The sequence below is a fragment of the Paenibacillus sp. MT124 genome (assembly GCF_058792755.1).
In genome coordinates, this window is sequence record NZ_CM179500.1 from 4,781,502 (window position 1) to 4,802,081 (window position 20,580).

At 47.7% G+C, this 20,580-nt stretch carries 15 protein-coding genes; 7 read left to right on the forward strand and 8 right to left on the reverse strand.

The features are described 5' to 3' along the window. The first annotated feature begins 81 nt into the window (after window positions 1-81). Together AC3RCI_RS21615 and AC3RCI_RS21620 are read left to right on the forward strand one after the other, a co-directional pair. The gene (locus AC3RCI_RS21615) at window positions 82-1,254 is read left to right on the forward strand and encodes an aminotransferase class I/II-fold pyridoxal phosphate-dependent enzyme (RefSeq protein ID WP_492526330.1); all 1,173 of its coding nucleotides are present in this window, start codon (window positions 82-84) and stop codon (window positions 1,252-1,254) included. 279 nt (window positions 1,255-1,533) lie between these two features. Beyond that, on the forward strand, window positions 1,534-3,606 hold the full coding sequence (locus AC3RCI_RS21620) for a methyl-accepting chemotaxis protein (RefSeq protein ID WP_492526331.1): 2,073 nt from the start codon (window positions 1,534-1,536) through the stop codon (window positions 3,604-3,606). A gap of 100 nt (window positions 3,607-3,706) precedes the next feature. Here the strand turns inward: AC3RCI_RS21620 and AC3RCI_RS21625 are convergent, their stop codons facing one another. The 3 genes from AC3RCI_RS21625 to AC3RCI_RS21635 all read right to left on the reverse strand — a co-directional run bounded on the left by AC3RCI_RS21625 (window position 3,707) and on the right by AC3RCI_RS21635 (window position 7,600). Then, entirely contained in the window at window positions 3,707-5,758 is a 2,052-nt protein-coding gene (locus AC3RCI_RS21625; RefSeq protein ID WP_492526332.1) for an iron ABC transporter permease, read from the reverse strand. Beyond that, complete coding sequence (locus AC3RCI_RS21630; RefSeq protein WP_492526334.1) at window positions 5,755-6,771, reverse strand: ABC transporter substrate-binding protein; 1,017 nt, start codon at window positions 6,769-6,771, stop codon at window positions 5,755-5,757. Before AC3RCI_RS21630 ends, AC3RCI_RS21625 begins: the two co-directional genes overlap by 4 nt. Before the next feature lie 286 nt (window positions 6,772-7,057). Then, window positions 7,058-7,600, reverse strand: a complete 543-nt coding sequence (locus tag AC3RCI_RS21635) for a CueP family metal-binding protein (RefSeq protein ID WP_336780460.1) — start codon at window positions 7,598-7,600, stop codon at window positions 7,058-7,060. A 165-nt stretch (window positions 7,601-7,765) separates the two neighbouring features. Between AC3RCI_RS21635 and AC3RCI_RS21640 the strand changes: the two genes are divergently transcribed. Continuing rightward, window positions 7,766-8,410, forward strand: a complete 645-nt coding sequence (locus tag AC3RCI_RS21640; RefSeq protein WP_492526335.1) for a TetR/AcrR family transcriptional regulator — start codon at window positions 7,766-7,768, stop codon at window positions 8,408-8,410. A gap of 68 nt (window positions 8,411-8,478) precedes the next feature. Here the strand turns inward: AC3RCI_RS21640 and AC3RCI_RS21645 are convergent, their stop codons facing one another. Both AC3RCI_RS21645 and AC3RCI_RS21650 read right to left on the reverse strand, forming a co-directional pair. Further along, a complete protein-coding gene (locus AC3RCI_RS21645; RefSeq protein WP_492526337.1) occupies window positions 8,479-9,249 on the reverse strand; it encodes an SDR family NAD(P)-dependent oxidoreductase in 771 nt (256 codons plus the stop codon). Window positions 9,250-9,456: 207 nt separating this feature from the next. Further along, window positions 9,457-10,128, reverse strand: coding sequence for a hypothetical protein (locus tag AC3RCI_RS21650; protein ID WP_492526339.1), 672 nt, complete (start codon window positions 10,126-10,128; stop codon window positions 9,457-9,459). A 125-nt stretch (window positions 10,129-10,253) separates the two neighbouring features. On the opposite strand from AC3RCI_RS21650, the gene uppS reads away from it, so the two are divergent. Next, window positions 10,254-11,000, forward strand: a complete 747-nt coding sequence (gene uppS, locus AC3RCI_RS21655) for an undecaprenyl pyrophosphate synthase (protein ID WP_492526341.1) — start codon at window positions 10,254-10,256, stop codon at window positions 10,998-11,000. 468 nt (window positions 11,001-11,468) lie between these two features. Here uppS and AC3RCI_RS21660 read toward each other — a convergent pair whose 3' ends face one another. The 3 genes from AC3RCI_RS21660 to hcp form a co-directional block, all read right to left on the reverse strand. Beyond that, window positions 11,469-12,179, reverse strand: coding sequence for a collagen-like protein (locus AC3RCI_RS21660; RefSeq protein ID WP_492526342.1), 711 nt, complete (start codon window positions 12,177-12,179; stop codon window positions 11,469-11,471). A 295-nt stretch (window positions 12,180-12,474) separates the two neighbouring features. Then, window positions 12,475-13,866, reverse strand: a complete 1,392-nt coding sequence (locus tag AC3RCI_RS21665; protein ID WP_492526344.1) for a PTS transporter subunit EIIC — start codon at window positions 13,864-13,866, stop codon at window positions 12,475-12,477. Between the two features lie 228 nt (window positions 13,867-14,094). Next, window positions 14,095-15,387 carry a hydroxylamine reductase gene (hcp, locus tag AC3RCI_RS21670; RefSeq protein WP_492526346.1) on the reverse strand — a complete coding sequence of 431 codons (1,293 nt, stop codon included), beginning with the start codon at window positions 15,385-15,387 and terminating at the stop codon, window positions 14,095-14,097. 246 nt (window positions 15,388-15,633) lie between these two features. On the opposite strand from hcp, the gene AC3RCI_RS21675 reads away from it, so the two are divergent. The 3 genes from AC3RCI_RS21675 (at window position 15,634) to AC3RCI_RS21685 (ending at window position 20,449) form a co-directional block, all read left to right on the forward strand. Further along, entirely contained in the window at window positions 15,634-16,005 is a 372-nt protein-coding gene (locus AC3RCI_RS21675; RefSeq protein ID WP_095359607.1) for a hypothetical protein, read from the forward strand. Between the two features lie 204 nt (window positions 16,006-16,209). Further along, window positions 16,210-18,861: a cation-translocating P-type ATPase gene (locus AC3RCI_RS21680; protein ID WP_492526348.1), complete on the forward strand. Its 2,652-nt coding sequence runs from the start codon at window positions 16,210-16,212 to the stop codon at window positions 18,859-18,861. A 241-nt stretch (window positions 18,862-19,102) separates the two neighbouring features. Then, window positions 19,103-20,449 carry an MFS transporter gene (locus AC3RCI_RS21685; RefSeq protein WP_336780450.1) on the forward strand — a complete coding sequence of 449 codons (1,347 nt, stop codon included), beginning with the start codon at window positions 19,103-19,105 and terminating at the stop codon, window positions 20,447-20,449. The last annotated feature ends 131 nt before the right edge of the window (window positions 20,450-20,580 follow it).

Here is a 20,580-nt window from a genome sequence, read left to right on the forward strand (position 1 = left end):
GTTTGTCAGCTTCTCTTCTCATTTGCTTCTTGCCCATCTATTATAGATATAAGTGTTTGAACAGACTGGAGGAACCACAGCATGCAATTTGCCAAACGAATGAACCACTTTAATGAAGGCATCTTTACTCGATTATCTGAAATCAAGCGACAACGTCTGGAACAGGGATTGGGCGTCATCGATCTGAGCGTCGGCGCACCCAACACCCCGCCAGCGCAACATATTATTCAGGCTTTATGTGAGGCAGCCGCCGACGTGCAAAATTACACTTACGCCATCAGTGACCAGAGCGAACTGTTGAAGGCTGTCAGCGAGTGGTACGAGCGCAGATACCAGGTTGATCTGGACCCCAAGACTGAAATATGCTCCTTGCTCGGTTCACAGGAAGGACTCGCCCATATTTCGCTTTCCATTGTAGATGAAGGAGATCTGGTGCTTGTGCCAGACCCTTGTTATCCCGTCTTCGCCGATGGACCCTTATTGGCCGGAGCAGAACTATATTACATGTCTCAAAAAGAAGAACACAATTATGTCATCCAGCTTGAGGATATCCCTGAGGCCATAGCACAGAGAGCCAAATTCATGCTGGTATCTTACCCTAACAATCCAACAACAGCCATGGCACCGGAGCAGTTTTATCTGGACCTGATCGCGTTTGCCAAAAAACATGATATCATCGTCCTCCATGACAATGCATACAGTGAGCTCGTGTTCGATGGGAAATCATGCGGGAGCTTTCTGGCCTTCCCTGGTGCCATGGATGTCGGCGTTGAATTCAATTCCCTATCCAAAACGTACGGACTCGCAGGGGCTCGAATCGGATTTTGCATGGGCAACGCAGCTGTAGTATCCATGTTGAAAAAGCTGAAATCCAACATGGATTACGGCATGTTCCTTCCGATTCAGAAGGCAGCCATTGCCGCCATTACCGGGGATCAGAGTGACGTAGACCAGGTCCGGGCCATCTACGAGGAACGTCGGGATATTCTGTGCCAAGGCTTCAGCAGACTCGGATGGGAAATAACGAAGCCCGATGCCACCATGTTTATCTGGACGCGGATTCCGGCTCATTATGACAGTTCGGAGCAATTCGCCATGGATCTGGTCAGCCGGGCAGGTGTCATCGTGACGCCTGGCAGTGCTTTTGGACCTTCAGGGGAAGGATATGTCCGGCTCGCGCTGGTCCAGGATCGGGACCAATTGGAGCAGGCACTTCAATCCGTGAAAGACAGCGGCATACTCATAACGAATTAATCATTAGCAAAGAGCGCCCGTTCCTTATTCAGTGAGGGGGTGCTCTTTTTTTTGCTCTCATGCCTAAGCAAGTTCATTATGCTCCGCTTTACATAGCCTGCATCATCCGATCCGGCAGGATAGCATGGAGCCGCTTCTCAGTATCCATGCCCAAGCTGAAGGAGAGCATAATTCGTAGTACCTTAACTTTCCCCCTCCCTCTATCGAAACAAAATCGAAATACCGAAATAAAAGGTAAGAGCAGCACAGCTCAATATCCGATCTTGGGGAGATGGCAGCATGGCACAGTTATTTAGAAAAAGAGGGACCCGGACATCAAGCATCGCCAATACACTGTCTATCATGTTGTTGGCCATCATTGTTGTCGTCTTTTCCATCCTGGGAGCATTTATGTTTACCAGCACTCGAAGCATCCTTGTTAAACAGCAGGAATTGATGCTGCAAACGAAAACGCAGGCCATTGTAGCCCAGTTCGATGCTTTATTTAAGGAAAAAGGATCTCTTGTTAAGCAAATGTCCACCAATAATTTATTCAGGCAGTATATTCAAACCACCGAATCTGCTTCTACCGCTACAACATCACCCTATGCTGCCGAAACCCAGGCTACACTTGCAGCCATAGTGAAGGAAGAACCTTCTTTTGTGGATGCTTGGATTGCGGGCATTGATGGAAAAGGCTTCTGGCTCCAACACGATGGTGCAGCGTCCGACTCTGAATTTGTGATTCAGGATCGCCCGTATTATAAACCAGCTGTTGAAGCCGATGGCTTATATTTCTCCGAACCCTATGCCGATATTGCTTCAGGTAATATCCTAATGGGCATATTCTTTCCGATCAAGGATAACAACAACGAGTTGATCGGTTTCGCGGCGGCAGATATTGCATTCAAGGATATTCCATCCCTTATGGAGAGCTACTCCCTTGGAAGCACAGGCTATTCCATTCTGGCCTCCAAGACCGGTGATATTTTATATCATCCTGACCAAGCCAAGGTGCTCAAGGAAAAGATTAACGAAAGTCCGGGAGATTTGGGTGAGATCGGCAAGAAAATGATGGCCGGTGAATCCGGAATCCAACTGATTAATGACAACGGAGAAGGCCGTTATGTCGGGTATGCCACCAGCGCAGATACCGGATGGTCTGTAGGTTTGACCATTTCGGAGCATGAAGTGCTCGAAGAATTAAAAGCCTTTACGTGGATCACCATTATAGGTTTTGCTGTAGCCGCCATCGTGCTTGTATTCATCAGTTATATCACCCTGCGATATCTGCTGAGATCCATCCCGAAACTGCTGCAAAAAATCAAACTTGTGGAACAGGGAGATCTAACCGTCCAGTTTAATACAACATCCCGCAACGAGATTGGTCAAATCTCACAAGGTATGCTCAACATGGTGCAAAAAATTCAGAGCATGATTCAGATGGTTGGGGCAACTGCACAAGTTTTAGGCCAATCCTCCAAGGATCTGCAATCCATTTCCGCTCGGACGGCCGTAACGATGAATGATACGGCAACAGCAATTAACGAAATTGCCAATGCAACCAATTATCAGTCCATTGAATCCGAGAACATTTTGCAAAAAACCGGATCATTATCAGGTCAAATCGACGACATATCAAGTGATGTCAAAACGATGGAGACCAAAGTTCAAGCTTCCGCAGAACAAAGCGAACGAGGATTGGAAGTGTTGAATCAGTTATCCAAATGGGCAGAGGAGAACCACCATTCAACCCAGGCCATGTCAGCCATTATCCATGATATTGATCTAAGCCGTCATGAAATCTCCGGTATCGTGGATACCGTCCATCAGATCGCAACCCAAACCAACCTGCTGGCACTCAACGCTTCCATCGAAGCTGCACGTGCAGGAGAACAGGGACGAGGTTTTGCCGTAGTCGCAGGAGAAGTTCGTAAACTGGCTGAGCAGACTGCGATGGCAACAGAGGAAATTAGCAAAAAGGTTCGTCAAATCGAAGATAAAACGAAGACATCCGTAGAACACACGGCTCACGGCCTCCTGATTGCAGAGGAAAATGCCAAGTCCGTGGAAGGCACTAAGCAGGTGTTCTACAGCATCAATAAAGATCTGGAGGAATTGAGATTACGCATGCTGCAGATCAGCAATAACACCTCTAGTGTTCATAAACACAAGGATGAGATTGTCCAGGCACTCGAAATTATCTCCTCCACCACCGAAGAAAATTCAGCCTCTACCGAAGAGGTTAGTGCGAGCACACAGGAACAACTGGACAGTATCGAACAGGTTGCGGAATTATCCCAGCAATTGAGTCAGTTGTCGAACAAGCTTGAGGAAGAATTAAATCAGTTCCAGGTTGATCAGAAATCATAGTGTGCACATGATTGCAATGAACAATAAATAAACAACAAAAGCCCGCTGCGTGAGCGGGCTTTCTAACGTCCAAATCCTATTTTGCGTTTGAATATACGCTTTACTTCATCGGTCTGTGCCAGTTAGAACGGTACATCAGGTAAAGGAAGTACGGTGTTCCAATCAAGGCAATCAGGATTCCTGATGGTATCTCTGTTGGCGCCATGACTGTTCTGCCGATCGTATCAGCGAGCACCAGCATCACTGCACCCGCGAGTGCGGATAAAAACATGGACCGTCTTAACTTATGTCCTGTCAGCAGCCGCACCATATGCGGGGCAATCAGACCGATGAACCCGACGGTTCCTACACAAGCAACAGCACCTGCTGCCAGCAGTACCCCCGTCGTCATGGCGAGCAATCTTGTTCGGCGTACGCCCAGTCCAAGTCCGGATGCACTGTTGTCGTCGAATACCAACAGTTCGAATCGACGAGCGAGCCACCAGGCCAGCGGAACCAGAATAACCAAAAATAAACCGATAACCTTCACCTGATCCCATGTACGGGCATAGGTACTACCTGTCAGCCAGATATATCCGCTGCTGCCGTATACAGCGCCACGAACAATCAGAATCTGAATTCCCGCTCCAGCAATGGCCGACATGGCGATCCCCAGCAGCACAACCGCAGACGGGTTAAGCCCTTTCTTCCAGGAGAGGGAGAATACAACCACTGCCGCAATAGCTGCACCGATGATGGCTGCGATGGGCAGCAGATATATTGGAAGACCCGGCCATAAAATAATGACCATCATGGCTCCGAGCCCTGCCCCGGAGGACACACCGACGATGGAAGCATCCGCCAGCGGATTACGCACGGCCATCTGAATGAGCACACCACTGATTGCCAGTGCAGCTCCAGCACCTGCAGCAACAAGCGTACGCGGAATCCGAAGCTGAATCACCGCCGAGAACAGTCCATCCGATCGGAATAAACTTGGCAGCAGATCAGCCAGCGGAATTCGCAGGCCGCCAAACATGGTACTAAGCAATATAAGCGCTATAGTTACGACCGAGAACAATACTGCCATTGGCCCAAACGCAAAGCGGCGTGAAGGTGCACCTGTGCTCATGGAAGAGGACATCCCCGAACCGTTTGATGCTTTCATGCGTGTAAGTACCAGCCAGATCAGCCACGGTGCACCAATAATCGCCATGACAGCCCCTGTCGGCAGCTCCATGCTGGAGTTATGTATCATCTTGGCCAGTACGTCTGCGCCAACCAGGAGAGCTGCTCCCCAGATAAACACACCGGGCAGCAGTAACCGGTTGGAGCGCACTCCACTTAACCGAACCAGATGGGGTGCTACCAGTCCCACGAAACCAATCGGCCCGATGACACTGACAATCACGGCAGCCAGCAAAACCGCGATAATGAGTCCACCCGCACGAGCCAGGCCAACCCTTTGCCCCAAAGAGGACGCCGTTGATTCATCCAGCTCCAGCATATCCCACTGTCTGGACAAAATGAGCGCGAGGATGGTGATGCCAACGACCCAAGGCCAAGCATAAGCGACACCGCTCCAGTCATTCTGGACGAGTGTTCCGGATCCCCATAGGAATAATCCCTGTGTTTCCATGGAGAAGAAAATATGCAGTGCGCTTGTAAAGGAACCGAGCACCATGGACACGATCATACCGGATAACGCAAGTCGAACCGGACTTGATCTTCGTCCCCCGCCCATGAAATAAGCTGCAAATGCCGCAAGCAGACCGCCAAGAGCCGCGAACAGAAAAGGCGACTGACTGAGCACACCCGGAAAGAGAATAGCTCCCAGCACCACGATAAAGTAGGCACCTGCATTAATGCCCAGTGTGTCTGATGCTGCCAGCGGATTACGGGTGATCGTCTGCAGCAGTGCTCCGGCAACAGCCAGCGCACCGCCTGCGATAATACCGATTACCGTACGCGGCATACGCAAATCCCAGATCATATTGTGCTCCAGCGTGTTCTGTTTGCCTGTAAGAGCATCCCAGACCGTACTCAATGGAATGGAAGCCTCTCCATAACAAAGACTTACAAAAAAAAGCACGATGAGAGCGGTTAGACCGCCCCCATATATGCTTATTGCGCGCCAGTTCAACGCTGGCCTAGTTCCCTGAACTGAACTCATTTGGTAATCGCCTCAACAACTCCGTCAACCAAAACTTTGGAGGAAATGGGTCCACCAAATGTCCATGTTGTGCTATCCAATTGATATAGACGGTTTTCCTTCACAAAATTCAGTCCGTTCCAAACCGAGTTATCTTTCATGGCTGTGCCAAAAACGTCATCGTCCGGCTGTGTAATATAGATGAAGTTACTGTCCTGTACATCAGATAAGGATTCAATTCCCACTGTAGAGAAACCATAGCCTTCAAGCTTTTCAGGCTTCCAGTCATTTACCAAACCGATTTTGTCCAATGTACCAATAACGACCGAGTTATCCGTGAACATACGCAGACTAGCTGCATTTTGATACGTGAATGCCTGTGTCAGAGCAAAATGGAAATCTTCTTTGCCTGCAGCAGCCAGTTTTTCTTTGGCTTCTACATAATGTTGATCAAGTTCATCCAGTACTTGCTTCGCTTTGTCCTCTTTGCCAAGAGCAATAGCAATGTTATTAAAGATATCTGTCATCTTGTCGTAGTTATAGCCATCGCCATCGTAAGGGTCGAATTCCATCGTTGGTGCAATCGCATTAAGCTGATCGTACACCGCATTATTGTTATCAGCATTGGCGATGATGAGGTCTGGTTTCAATGCAGCAATAGCTTCCAGATTCGGCTCACTCCTTGTCCCAATATCTGTCACGCTGTCATCCAGGGCTGCTTCAGGAGTAACATAGACTTTGTAGTTGGCGTTGTCGGCATTCCCTACTGGCTGAACGCCCAGTGCAACCACATCTTCCGTATATGTCCATTCCAGTGTAACCACGCGCTCTGCCGGCTTGTCCAGCGTAAGTTCTCCGCGTTTATGTTTAACGGTAACCGGGCCGGAAACCGCTTCCGTCTGCGTGTTGTCAGAAGCATTACCTTCACCAGCATCCGCAGCTGATCCGTTCGAGCTAGTGCTTGCAGAACCGCATCCTGCTAATGTAAGAGCAAAAACCAACAATAATAGTAGTCCGTTCAAGCTTTTTTTCATGTACTGTAATCTCCCCTGTTTATATGTATTGTCTCTGATAATAATTATCATTATCACATATTGGATTATGCGACAGAAATCACATTTTGTCAATAAAAAAGCGATAACGGGCTGGCTGCAGATTCTGCTATTGTGCCTATTATGAGAAAAAAAAAAAGAGGCCCTGGTTCCCCCATGGACTCTTCTCAACCAGCATCATGACATGCCAGATTTGCAGTATGTTTCATCTACCGTGCGCGCCTTCCATCGTATATAATCGTGCCCCAATTGTAACGGAATGCTAATGTTAGTTCAGTTCCATTGTAGTAATGCAGGTATTGTCCTGCTCATATGTGGAAAGCTGGGATTCCGCGACCTTCCCGTCGTGTACAATACGGACCAAGTATGTTCTGTTCCTCGGTAACCACAGATCCATAAAGCCATTCTTTCCGGTTTTTATCGGTTCTTCTTTCATAAACGTATTACCTTCTGAGTCATGAATCGTGACCAGGAACTCTTTGTTCTTCATTTCCCCCTGACAACCCGTCAGGCTATGAATGGCACATGGGTGAGTCTGCTCGACGTAAGGCGCAATCGAAAGGAAAAACTCCTCTTCAGGCAGATTATAGGTTTTCGTTTGATCATCCTTGCCGGTAACGACCAACTGGGTAGCATTAATGGAGGCCGATTTTGTTTCGACTTTGCCCGTACTAATATCGTATACCAATTCCTTAACATTGGTTGATTCAGGAGGGCCTGCTTCTTTTTTTAGCATATTATCTGCGATAAGGTATATTCCTAAGCCAACGACTGTAATGAATAAGGCTGCAATAAGTATTCCTTTTCTCAACTGGAGTTCATCTCCTCGTCCGTTTTGGTTTATTATAATGGAGAATGCCGCGCCATGGGCAATGTACACCATCAAAGTCACCAGATTTTCACATATTTGTCTTGTAGCACAAAAAAATCAGCAGCATATTAGAAGTATTATTGATAAGCATAGGAAGGTGTGTATATGCATAAATCTGCTTGCGAATCAGACACAGATCGAAGAATTTACAAATCCAAACAGGCGCTGAAGGCTTCCTTGCTGGAATGGATGTCACGCAAACCGCTGGAGAGTATCACCATCACCGATATTGTCAAATCGGCTGATTTGAATCGCAGTACGTTTTACAAACATTACGTTTACAAAGAAGACCTGCTGCGCGAGATTTTGACCGATGTGATCAATGACCTGATAGCCGCCTACCGAGCTCCTTATGAGCATTACCATGATTTTGAGATCAAGGATTTGAACGCATCGGCCATCAAAATCTTCGACCATGTTCTTGTCAATGCCAGCTTTTATACCTTGCTTGTTCAATCCCATATGCCTAGGGGATTTCGGGATACTCTCTATGAAACGCTCATTACCCTCTACCTGCAGGACGTAACGGATATGTCTCCGGATCCCAGGATCGACAAGGAGCTCCTTGCCTGCTATCAGGCTAATGCCGTTCTGGGTCTGATTACAGGCTGGGTACAGAGCAACTTCAAATACAGTTCCACTTACATGGCAGAGCAGCTATTGGAATTTACTCGTATGAATCGCTCGAATGAAGTTTATCGCTCGAATCTGGCCCCGGTCCATCGTCATAAACCAGGCTTGTCCATATAAAAAGAGGTACCAGCTCTCATTCAACATGAGAGTGGTACCTCCGAATAGCTGCCCTATTATCGTATTGTCTAGTTACTAATCCAGCCGCCATCGACAGGAAGCTCAACGCCTGTAATAAATTTCGATTCATCTGAAGCCAGGAACAGATAGGCATAGGCGATATCCATGGATTCTCCGGCATGCGGAGGCAAAGGCGCGAGATTTTTGTAATTCTCACCCATCTCCACTTGAGACTTGATGCCTGCTTTTTCCACCATGCCGGTAAATACAGCACCTGGATGTACAGAGTTAACTCTTATGTTGTCTTTCGCAAACCACTGTGCACCATGTTTGGTCAGTGAACGTACGGAGCCTTTGGAAGCACTATAGGCTGCGCCCTGCGCGTCTGCAATTCCGCCAATAATTGCAGCGATGGACGATGTATTAACAATGGAGCCTTGTCCATTCTGTTGCATGTAAGGAATAACGGCTTTCATCCCCAGCCATACCCCTGTACCATTTATGGACATGACCTTCTCCCAATCTTCCAGCTCGGCCTCCAAAATCCCCTTGGCTATGTGAATTCCCGCATTGTTGACCAAAATATCTATTTTTCCGTATTTTGCTACTGTTTCTTTCACAACTGCGTTCCACGACTCGGGACTTGACACATCCAGCTGAAGCGCGATGGCTTCTCCGCCACTTGCCACAATGTGCTGCACCTGCTCTTCCAGAGCTTCAATAGCCACATCAGTAGCGACAACCTTGGCCCCTTCTCTGGCAAACAATTGAGCCCCTGCCAATCCCATGCCGCTCGCTGCACCTGTTATTATTGCAACTTTTCCAGTTAATCTGCCCATTTCATATCATCCTTTCCTATTTGAAGATGAACGCCTAATGAAGGCATCCAATTCGTTGACCCCTTTAGTATACGGACGAAATGAAAGCTCTTTCAATCAGCAAATAGGCAGGCTTTTGTGGGATAACCAATAGATAGATAGGGATCTGTTTACTTCAAGAATGATAATCTACAATATGGACGAGATATGTTGTTTTGACTTCCGAATCTATGAATATTGCCAGCATCCTGCGAGGGGATCGATCATTTTCCCGTCATCGAACTTGGCGAACAAATATAGGGCCCCATAACCAAAGACGTACTCCTCAACCATCCCATCCGCATAACCATCTTCGTCAATCTGGATGAAGAAGTCGTATCCATCCTGATGCAGAGCTTTTAAGTAACTGTCCTCTTGCTGAATGAATCTCGGTGTGCCTCCAATTCTGACCAAACATGGCTCATCTGCTGCAGCCCCATCTTCAATCCATGTCCACTCGGTTAGACTGTGTTTATGCAGCGCAGTATTCGTGTAAGTCTCCAGCGCACTTTCAGTGGAGGCGGGATGCTGGATCACTTGAATGTCGCATGTTGGATAAATATTGTGCTCAAGGTATTTCTCATAATCCGCTGGTACAAATACAGAAATCATCTCCTGACCGGGAACAGGCTCCATAGCGTCTGTATCAGGAAGAGTCACACTGAGATAAAACAGATAATTTTGCTCACGCAGAAAAGCGAATTGGGGGTTATCATCAAAGTAAGCAGGTGCATTCCCCCCGATCCAACTCAGCGATGAATAATCTGTAGGATGTGGATACATAACGAGCGAATGTGTTCTATTCTCAAAAAGATCAGTCCATGCGGACATACGGGCACGTTCCTTTCTTACGATTTTCATTTGAACTTCCAATCCATTCCTATATAATAATTATAAATTCTGGAAACCGTGGTGGACAACAGATTTATTACTCATTAGACCAGACAGAATTGTTCTCCAAGAAGACCATGTAGGAGGAATATACATTGAAATGGCTCCGTGTACATAAGGAAGATCATGATATCAGGAATAAGATAGACTGGAACGGTGACCTTCCTAAGCATATCGCCATTATGATGGATGGAAATGGGCGCTGGGCCACGCGCAGAGGGCTCCCGAGAAGTGCCGGCCATTATGCCGGCATGCAGACGATGCGCGAAACGATAAGCATGTGCCACCGAAACGGGATCTCCTCTCTCACCCTTTATGCATTCTCTACGGAAAATTGGAAAAGGCCCAAAGTGGAAGTAGACTATATCATTAGCCTGGTCGTCGAATTTGTACAGGATACGACCGTTCAGGAACTCAATCAACATGGTATTAAGGTGGATTTCATCGGTGATATATCCAAATTTCCTCTTGAAACACAAGAGGCGATGCGCAAGGTGGTTGAACTAACCCGGGCCAATCGTGGAATGACCGTTTACTTCGCCATGAACTATGGCGGGAAAAGCGATATCGTCCAAGCTATTAAATTATGTATTGAAGAAAACAAAAACGTGCGGGACATCTCTGAACAGGACCTTGAGAAGTTTCTCTATACCGGACAAAATCCAGCACCAGATCTATTGATTCGGACTAGCGGGGAGAAACGGCTGAGCAACTTCTTATTATGGCAGGTTGCCTACGCCGAGCTGTGGTTTACGGATGTCATGTGGCCGGACTTTAACGAGCAATTGCTATATGAAGCCATTTTTGATTATCAACAGCGCAAGGTGCGAGCATTGGAGTAATTCGAGGTTCTGAAAATCTTCAGGGAGCTACCTGTCCTTTTGCACATTTTTTGTAACGTTCACCGTAACACTTCAAACTTTGCGCCATATACTGTGGTAACTCTCTCACTTGCAGAAGCCAGTCTCGAAGGACTCCATCCATGATTTCTGAAGTTGTCCCAGTTCATCTCTTCCAGACATAACTCCTTCAATCCCATTAAGCTTGTCCCCCATAACCCGATTACAGGATCAGAGGTTCATTACGAGATTCCTTCGATAAACTATTCGCCCATTCAGGCTCTACTTCCCCTAATTCTAAGGTTTCGGTTTCGGAACTAAAAAGGGCAGCGGTGATGTCTTTTAGCTACAGCATCCCGCCGCTCCTGTATTCCAAGCCGTCTATACCATCTCAATAAATAGACTTATGGACTGGATAAAAGGCATAAACTTTAATTTTTATGCTGACATAGACTATATTGTGAATCGACATTAAGGAGTCAATTTCAGAATAGTCACCGTGGTATTCAGATTGTTATGCAACTGTGCAGGAGTTGCATTCGCATTGACCAGTTGGATCGTTGTCGGAACTGTTGTGACCGTAACAATGACTTCAGCAGATATGGGACCTCCACCATTACCCGTGAAAGGCACGGGAGTTATAGGCGTTCCGTTTACTGTGAGGTTGAAATCGGCATCGCCCTGATTATGAATGGAGAAAGAGATAAAGTAACTTCCTGTTTCATTGATGGTTATCGTTGAAGATGGCGGCACGAAGGTAAAGGCACCACCTACGTTAGCCAAAACACCAGTCAACGTAATTGGCGAGTTTCCTGGAACGGTGTCCGTACCTGTACCGGGATCAGCTCGGAAAACACTCAGGAAATCAGAAATTCCAGCCCCCGTTGGCCCAGCAGGACCTGTTGCTCCAGTTGCACCTGCTGGGCCGACAGGGCCAGCTGGACCCACTGGGCCAACCGGGCCTGCTGGGCCCACTGGGCCAACCGGGCCTGCTGGGCCCACTGCTCCGACCGCACCAGCCGGACCCACAGGTCCTTGTATACCAGGAATTCCTTGCAATCCGACTGGCCCTGGTATCCCTTGAGCACCAGTGGCCCCTTTGGGACCTATCGGTCCTAGTGGACCAGGAATCCCTGGTACGCCTTGCGGTGCATTAACTATAACCTTAGGTTTAACCTTCAAAACCTTAACCTTCACACCGCAATGTACGTGTTTTTTGAATTTACGTCTACAAATCCGTTTCCCATGACGATTGATCAATGAACTCACCTCCGTGATATTTCTCCACATACTATGTGCAGTAATCACTGGGGGCGTAGACAACTAACCATAATTCAGAAAATTACAGGGCCCATTATGAGGAAAGTTGTCTATCTCATGGAGCAATATTTAGACTTTAAGCTTCTATTACATATCGAAAGAGCCTCTTACAAAACAGCCAAGAATACAATGCAAAGCATATTAAATTTTTTATACGTTACACATGTTTAGTGTGGGATGCTCTACCCGCAAACCAGTATGTGAGTGCACCTGACACGGCGAAGGCTAAGAGCAGACCAATGCAGGTATGCAGCAAGTTCAGCGTACCATCTTCCATGAATGCCGGAATTTGAAGCAGGCCTGCTGATTCGCTTAAAGCAAAGGATTTTACCGATACAATACCGAAGTAGAGTCCGCCGATAGCACTACCAATAAGCGCTGCATAAAAAGAAGCCCTCCTTCTCATATTGACGCCATAGATTGCAGGCTCCGGAACACCCAAAAGAGCCGTTCCGGTTGCCCAGAATGCGAGTTTTCTGAACTCGGTCTGTCTGCTGCGCAGTCCCGCAGCCAGTGCTGCCCCCGCCTGAGCAGTAAATGCAACAAACATCGCAGGAATGATCACGGAAAATCCGTTGGTCATCAGCTCATTCAGCATCAAGGGAACGAGCCAATAATGCAATCCGGCAAACAGCATTAATGCAAATGCCGCTCCCAGCAGCATCGCAGCCACGACCGGTGCATCCGTGAGCAAGGAATCGACGGCAGCGGGCATTCGCTTATCAATCCACGAACCTAGTGTGCCCAGCACCAGCAGGACCAGCGGGACCAGAATTCCGAATGTTAATGCCGGGGCCAGAATGCCTTGCAGCACCTTAGGACTGAATCGTTCAACGGCTCTTTCTACATAAGATGCAGCAGAGATCGTCAGAATCATCCAGAGCGTCGCCGAGAAAAAGGCTGCCTGCGAAACCATGGGCACACCCATAAAATGAACTTCCTCTTGACCTGACAGTAAATAACTCATTTGCGGGTAAAACATCAATCCGCCGATAGCTGCTGCAACGTAGATATTACTCCTTAACTGCCGGGCAGTACTGATAGCTGCCAATACAGGCAGCAAATAGAAAGCGCTATCCCCAATGGATTTCAATATCATAAATGTCTGGCTCTGTAGGAAGGATGAGGGTTCCGAAAAACCGTACGTACTAATCAGTGTTATGACTGCAAGCACAATTTTGAAGAGCGCAGCTCCCAGAATGGCAGGCATTATGGGTCTAAACACATCGGATATAAACGGTAATATTGAAAACGATCTGCGGTATGTATGCTTCTCTTTCCGTTCGGGATGATCGCGCATGCTTTCTGGCGTACCCATGTCCCTTAACAGAAGGTGATAATAGGAGAATTCATCTCGAATCGCCAAGCGACATTCTGTACCTGTTATCCGAATTGTTACTTCAAGATCGGTAGCAGCAGGCGCTGACATATCCACTTTACTGTTATCTTCTAGAATAAGTACCGTTGCCTGCTCTTCCCGCGTGACTTGTCTTATGTTTTCCTTTCCACCTGCAAGTTTCAAGATCTCTTCGAATTGCCTGTCATTCATATGTACCTTCTCCTTATGCTGCGGTAAACCCGAGTTTTGTGATGTGCCCTTATCTATATACCCATTTCCATGATCAAACTTCAATAGGATATTCAAACTAATTTTCCTTTCATTTCATGAACAATCAAGCAGGGTACATGGACCTAAATTCACCTAATAATAGAAAAAAAGCCTGCTTCCGCAGGCTCTTTCATAACCTCTTTACAATGTTTTTTGATTTTCCAGCCCTTATGACAACGCCAGCATGGCGTTCATATCTTCCTCTGCCGTTGTGATCAGCTTCAGGCCAAACATGTCAACAAGCACATCCAATACTCCAGCCGAGATGAATTCTGGCGGTTTCGGTCCAATTCGAATGTCCTGAATACCCAGACTGAACAGCCCCAGCAGAATGGCCACCGCTTTTTGCTCAAACCAGGACAGGACAATGCTGACGGGCAGCTCATTGACCGAACAGCCAAAGGCGTCCGCAAGAGCCATTGCAATTTTCACGGTTGAACCGGAGTTGTTGCACTGCCCCAGATCGATATAACGGGGAATTCCTGTATCCCCGACTGTACCGTAATCCACATCATTGAAGCGGAATTTACCGCATGATGTGGTTAAAATCACGGTATCGTTAGGTAGCGAAGTCGCCAGCTCGCGATAATAGTTTCCTCCTTTTCCAGGTGCATCACAGCCAGCAATAACGAAGAAACGACGGATATGACCATCTTTGACTGCCTGAATAATCTCTGGAGCGAGACCAATTACCGTCTCATGATGGTACCCTGTCGTTAGTACCTGCTCCGACTTAACGTCTGCTGCCGGTAAGGAAAGAGCGCGTTCAATTAGAGGAGTGAAATCATCATTAATAATTTTGGCTACACCCTCAAGTCCCGCGACTTCATACGAGAAGAATCGGTCGGCATATGTACCTTTGATAGGCATGACACAGTTTGTGGTCGCAAGTATGGCACCCGGAAACTGTTCAAATAATCTGCGCTGATCGTACCAGGCTTTGCCGATATTGCCTTTTAGATGGGAATATTTCTTAAGTGCCGGGTACCCGTGAGCAGGCAGCATCTCAGAATGTGTATAAATGTTGATGCCTTTCCCTTCGGTCTGGCGAAGAAGCTCTTCCAGCGCATACAGGTTATGTCCGGTCACTACAATGCATTGTCCCTCAATCTGGTTCTGCGAAACGGTGATGGGCTGCGGTATGCCGAATCTCTCGGTGTGCGCACGATCCAGCACGTCCATGATTCGGATTGCCGCGCTCCCTACTTGCATGGCCATATCGAGATGTTCCTGCACATTAAAATTGGAATTGGTCAACGTCATATACAGGGCCTCATGTGTAATTCGATCCACTTCCGGATCATGATATCCCAGCTGCCGAGCATGTGTTGCATAAGCCGCTATGCCTTTCAACGCAAAAATCATGGTATCCTGCAGACTGGCTATCGTTTCATTTTTGCCACAGACCCCAACTACTGTACATCCACCACTCGGTGTCTGCTCACACTGATAACAAAACATATCTGTTCCCTCCAACGTGATTCGATTTCATTCATCACTGGTAACAGCGTAACAAACCCGCAGGGGACCAAGTGTGATGGCGGACACAGTTTATCATTCGACACCTTATGGTCAAGATTAGCAAATATATGAACCTATTGTTTCCCCTCCAAGACTATCATCCAATCTTTCATTAGCTCCTTCGCATACGTTATTACGTAGTCCAAGCTGCCGTAGCAGCAGGTCTATAGAAAAGGAGGAGTTCAAATGGCTAAACCCGTTTCCATTTCTCAAACGTATCCTCGCTTGACGGTGTTCAGTGAAGAAAACTTCAGGGGCCGCCGAAGAGTCTATCGTGGCAACCTCGGCATCTCCGATGTCGATGCCATTCTGACTGGAATTGAGAGCTTGCGATTTTTTTCCACTAATCCAAACGCTACACTCGTGTTGTTTAATCGTTCACGTTTTCGTGACAATTTTGTTGTACTGCGGGGGAATCGCAGCATTCGCGAACTGGATGACTTTTTGCGCAGAGGAGATGTGGAATCCCTCATTGCATCCAATCAGCGCTTAACTCTGGCACAGATTCGCGAGATCAGAAGAACCGGAGAGTTACCTCCCGGTTACCGCTTAATCTGACCTGTCTTTCGCTGTTGCATGTGATATCAATGCAGTGGTGCACGTAACCGTGCATCACTGCAAATAAATAAATTGAACAAGAGGCATATCTTAGCTCCTTATGAAAAATACTGTGAACATAAAAAGTTGGAAATGAAACGATTCTATATTTTGCCCGTAAGGGTAATACACAGAAGAAATCCATTTAATCAAGGAGCTGGTCAATTGCAACATTATAGACACAGTGCTGAGGAGACACTTCAAGATTTGGATAGTTCCCCCAAGGGGCTGACTGCCTCCGAAGCTGCAAAAAGACTTGAGACAGAAGGATATAACGAGTTAAAAGGCAAAAATGCAACACCTGTCTGGAAACTGTTTCTTGAAAATTTCAAAGATCCCATGGTCATCGTGCTGCTCATTGCGGCAGGTGTACAGGTTGTGCTCGGACATCTTATTGAATCACTGATTATCTTCTTGGTTATCCTGCTAAATGCAGTAATTAGTGTTGTACAGACCAAAAAAGCGGAGAGCTCCCTCGATGCCTTAAGGCAAATGTCTGCTCCTGAAGCCAAAGTTATTCGTGATGGTGAGAAAAAGACTATTCCCGCCAGGGAACTCGTTCCCGGCGATATCGTTTTATTGGATGCGGGTGATTATGTGCCGGCAGACGGGCGGATTTTGGAATCCGGTAGTCTGAGAATCAATGAAGGCATGCTGACTGGAGAATCAGAAGCAGCGGAGAAACATGCAGATGCCATTCCGGAGGAGGCTCCCATCGGTGATCGGCGCAACATGGCCTTCAGCGGTTCGCTGGTCGTGTACGGCCGGGGCACTCTGGTGATTACCGGAACCGCGTTAAAAACAGAGATCGGCAAGATTGCCGAATTGATTGAAAATGCTGAAGCCAAAGAAACTCCGCTGCAGCGCAAACTGGAAGCCTTCAGCAAAAAACTGGGCTTTTTCATTCTTGGACTGTCCATTCTTATTTTCGCCATCGAGGCAGGACGTGTCTGGTTAACCGAAGGCACGGACAATCTGGGTCCTTCAATTATCAATGCACTGATGTTTGCCGTTGCTGTCGCTGTCGCCGCCATTCCTGAAGCTCTCTCTTCCATCGTGACGATTGTATTGTCGCTGGGAACGAATAAGATGGCCAAGCAGCATGCGATCATTCGCCGACTGCCTGCCGTGGAAGCGCTCGGTTCAGCCAGCATTATCTGTACAGATAAGACAGGGACGCTTACCCAAAACAAGATGACGGTTGTGGATTATTACATCCCCCATGGCACCAAAGAGGAATTCCCGGACGATCCTGATCAGTGGTCTGAAGAGGAACGACGCTTGTTACATATTGCAGTGCTCTGCAATGATTCGAATATTAACCAGGAAGGCAAGGAGCTGGGTGATCCCACAGAGGTAGCCCTCATTGCCTTCAGTAACCGTGTGAACAAGGACTATAACGAAATTCGGGACCAGTTCCCGCGGGAAGCAGAGCTTCCTTTTGACTCGGATCGGAAACTAATGAGCACAGTGCATACCTTCGAAGGACAGACGGCCTTATTAACCAAAGGTGGTCCGGATGTGCTATTCAGCAGGTGTACTCATGTGTTCATGAACGGAGAGGTTCAGCCGCTTACAGCTGAGATTCGCACACAATTCGAGGAGAAAAACGAAGCTTTCTCCAAACGTGCCTTCCGTGTACTGGCTTATGCTTACAAGAAATTCGATGACAAAAAGCAGGTTACACCTGAAGACGAATATGATCTGACGCTTGTTGGACTGACAGCCATGATTGATCCACCGCGTGAAGCCGTGTACGGCTCCATCGAAGAGTCCATGAAGGCTGGTATCCGCACAATCATGATCACAGGGGACCACAAAACGACAGCCCAGGCCATTGGACGGGATATTGGGCTTGCAGGCCCGGATGATCTCGCCATCACTGGCGCTGAGCTGGACAAAATGTCGGATGAAGAGCTGGATCGCCAGCTTGAACACATTTCAGTCTATGCACGGGTATCCCCTGAAAACAAAATCCGCATTGTGCGTGCATGGCAGCGCAAAGGCAAAATTGCAGCCATGACCGGAGACGGCGTCAATGATGCACCAGCTCTGAAACAAGCGGACATTGGTGTAGCCATGGGCAGCGGTACAGATGTTGCCAAGGATGCGGCTGCCATGATCCTGACGGATGATAACTTTGTATCCATCGTGAACGCAGTGAGTGTCGGGCGTATGGTATTTGATAACATCAAAAAAGCCATTGCTTACCTGTTTGCGGGTAACCTTGGCGCCATTATCGCCATATTGTTTGCACTTATCGTTGGATGGGTGAACCCGTTTACGGCCCTGCAGCTTCTCTTCATCAACCTGGTCAACGACTCCCTGCCTGCCATTGCACTGGGGACGGAAAAGGCCGAACCGGATGTGATGCGGCGCAAACCGCGTGATATTAATGAAGGCATCTTTGCCGGCGGTACGCTTCAAGCCGTGATTACACGTGGTGTATTGATCGGTGCGGCTGTTATTGTATCCCAGTATATTGGGCTTGGCATCTCTGAAGAAATGAGCGTGGCGATGGCCTTTACGACCCTGATTCTGGCACGGAGTCTGCAAACATTTGCAGCCCGTTCCAACACACAGACCATCTTCCAGGTGGGCTTCACGACAAATAAATTTGTCCTTGGCTCCATTCTGGTATGTCTCTGTCTCTACGGAATCACCTTGATTCCGGGTGTACGCGGCATCTTCGCCATTCCGGATGCATTTGGTTGGAACGAGTTCCTCGTTGCAGGTGGCCTTGCCCTGCTCGCCGTCATTCTGATGGATGTCATCAAGTGGATTCGCAACCGCGGCAAAGCGGTCAGTCCAGCATAAAAAATACTTCAACCCTTCAAGGCGCCCTCAGACGGGCGTCTTTTTTGCTGCCGGAAATCAACTTCTACAACACATGCAATTTCCTATCGTTTTTTGTTTGTTTCGATCTGTTTCACCCCATTTGTCACCGATGCGAAACTCTTCGAATTTTATGACATTATTGCCATATATGCAGATTGGGCGTAAAATGATTTATTGATTTTAATATAGCTTGACTCAATCCACAGACAGGAATGGTAACGTGAAAGATAAAATTGTAATGCCTCTCTGGACATGCTGTCTGTTCATTGTCGTGATGAACACCACCATGTTTAATGTATCCTTACCCGTCATTATTAACGATCTACAGATTACATCCGACCTGGGCTCATGGGTCATTTCCAGCTACTCTATCGGTTACGCATTATCGACCGTCATTTTCAGCCGGCTATCCGATCGGGTCCCGGTGCGCAAACTGCTGACCATCGGACTGCTGATTCTGGGCTTGTCCTCGTTACTTGGATTATTCGCACACAGCTTCGCCGTCCTGCTGCTGACGCGCATTTTGCAATCCGCAGGTGCAGGGGTTATGGCTGGGCTCGGCCTTGTCATTGCGAGCCGCTACATCCCGCTGGAACGCCGCGGAGCCGCAATTGCCCTCATCTCTTCAGGCAGTGCCATGGCTTTTGGGCTGGGTCCCATTGTGGGCGGACTCATTAGCGAGTACTGGGGATGGAATGGTCTTTTTGCAATAACCGTACTTGTTCTGCTTGCCCTGCCTGTATTGCTCTATTTTCTGCCGCGGGAAACACCAAGCTCAGACAACCCTTTCGATATGATCGGAGCAGTGTTAACGGTTATTAATGCCATAACGCTTCTGGTCGCGATTACCCAGCAGTCCTGGATCTGGTTTGCTATCGGTGTCCTGTCTCTTGTGGCTCATATGTGGTACATCCGCAAAGCACGCCTTCCGTTTGTCAATCCGGATGTATTTCGAACGCCAGGTTATACACGTTTAATTCTCATTGGCTTCTGCATCTTAGTGGTTAATCTGGGTAATCTGTTTCTAATGCCGCTTGTCCTCGCTGATCTGTTCGGACGTTCATCGCTCACGATTGGTTTGCTCATTGCTCCGGGAGCCATTGTCGCAGCCTTTTGCACTCGTTTCGTGGGTCGCTGGATTGACCGTTACGGCAACATGCGCTTTCTGATGATTGGACATGGGCTGCTTGCAGCTGTACTTGCCCTGTTTATGCTTGGACTGAATCAGTCCGCCCTGATCATTACCGCAGGCTATCTCTTTTTCTCACCTGCACTCTCCGCCTCCATGGCTTCACTGAATAACGAAACGTCCCGCATTCTCCCCAAGACGCAGATTGGAGCAGGTATGGGCATACTTCAGCTGATTCAATTCTTCGGTGGTTCGATGTCTGTGGCGGTCTGCGGACTGCTGTTACACAGCATCCCGGGCGTTTCGGTAGAGAAAGCCTATCACGTTGTTTATGGATGTCTGCTCTTCGTCTGTCTTGTCTCGCTTGTTATCGTAGTTTGGCATCACAGAGCCTCTCAATCTGGAGTTGTACAGAGTCAGAGTAGTACCGTGAAATAATGGAATACTTTAAAATAATTGTTATAAAATGAATACACAAACAGCCCGCATGCAGTGCGGGCTGTTTGTGTATTTCGATACGTCTTCAGTACGGAGTCATCCGCATCGATTCTAACTCTGGGTTCAAAATT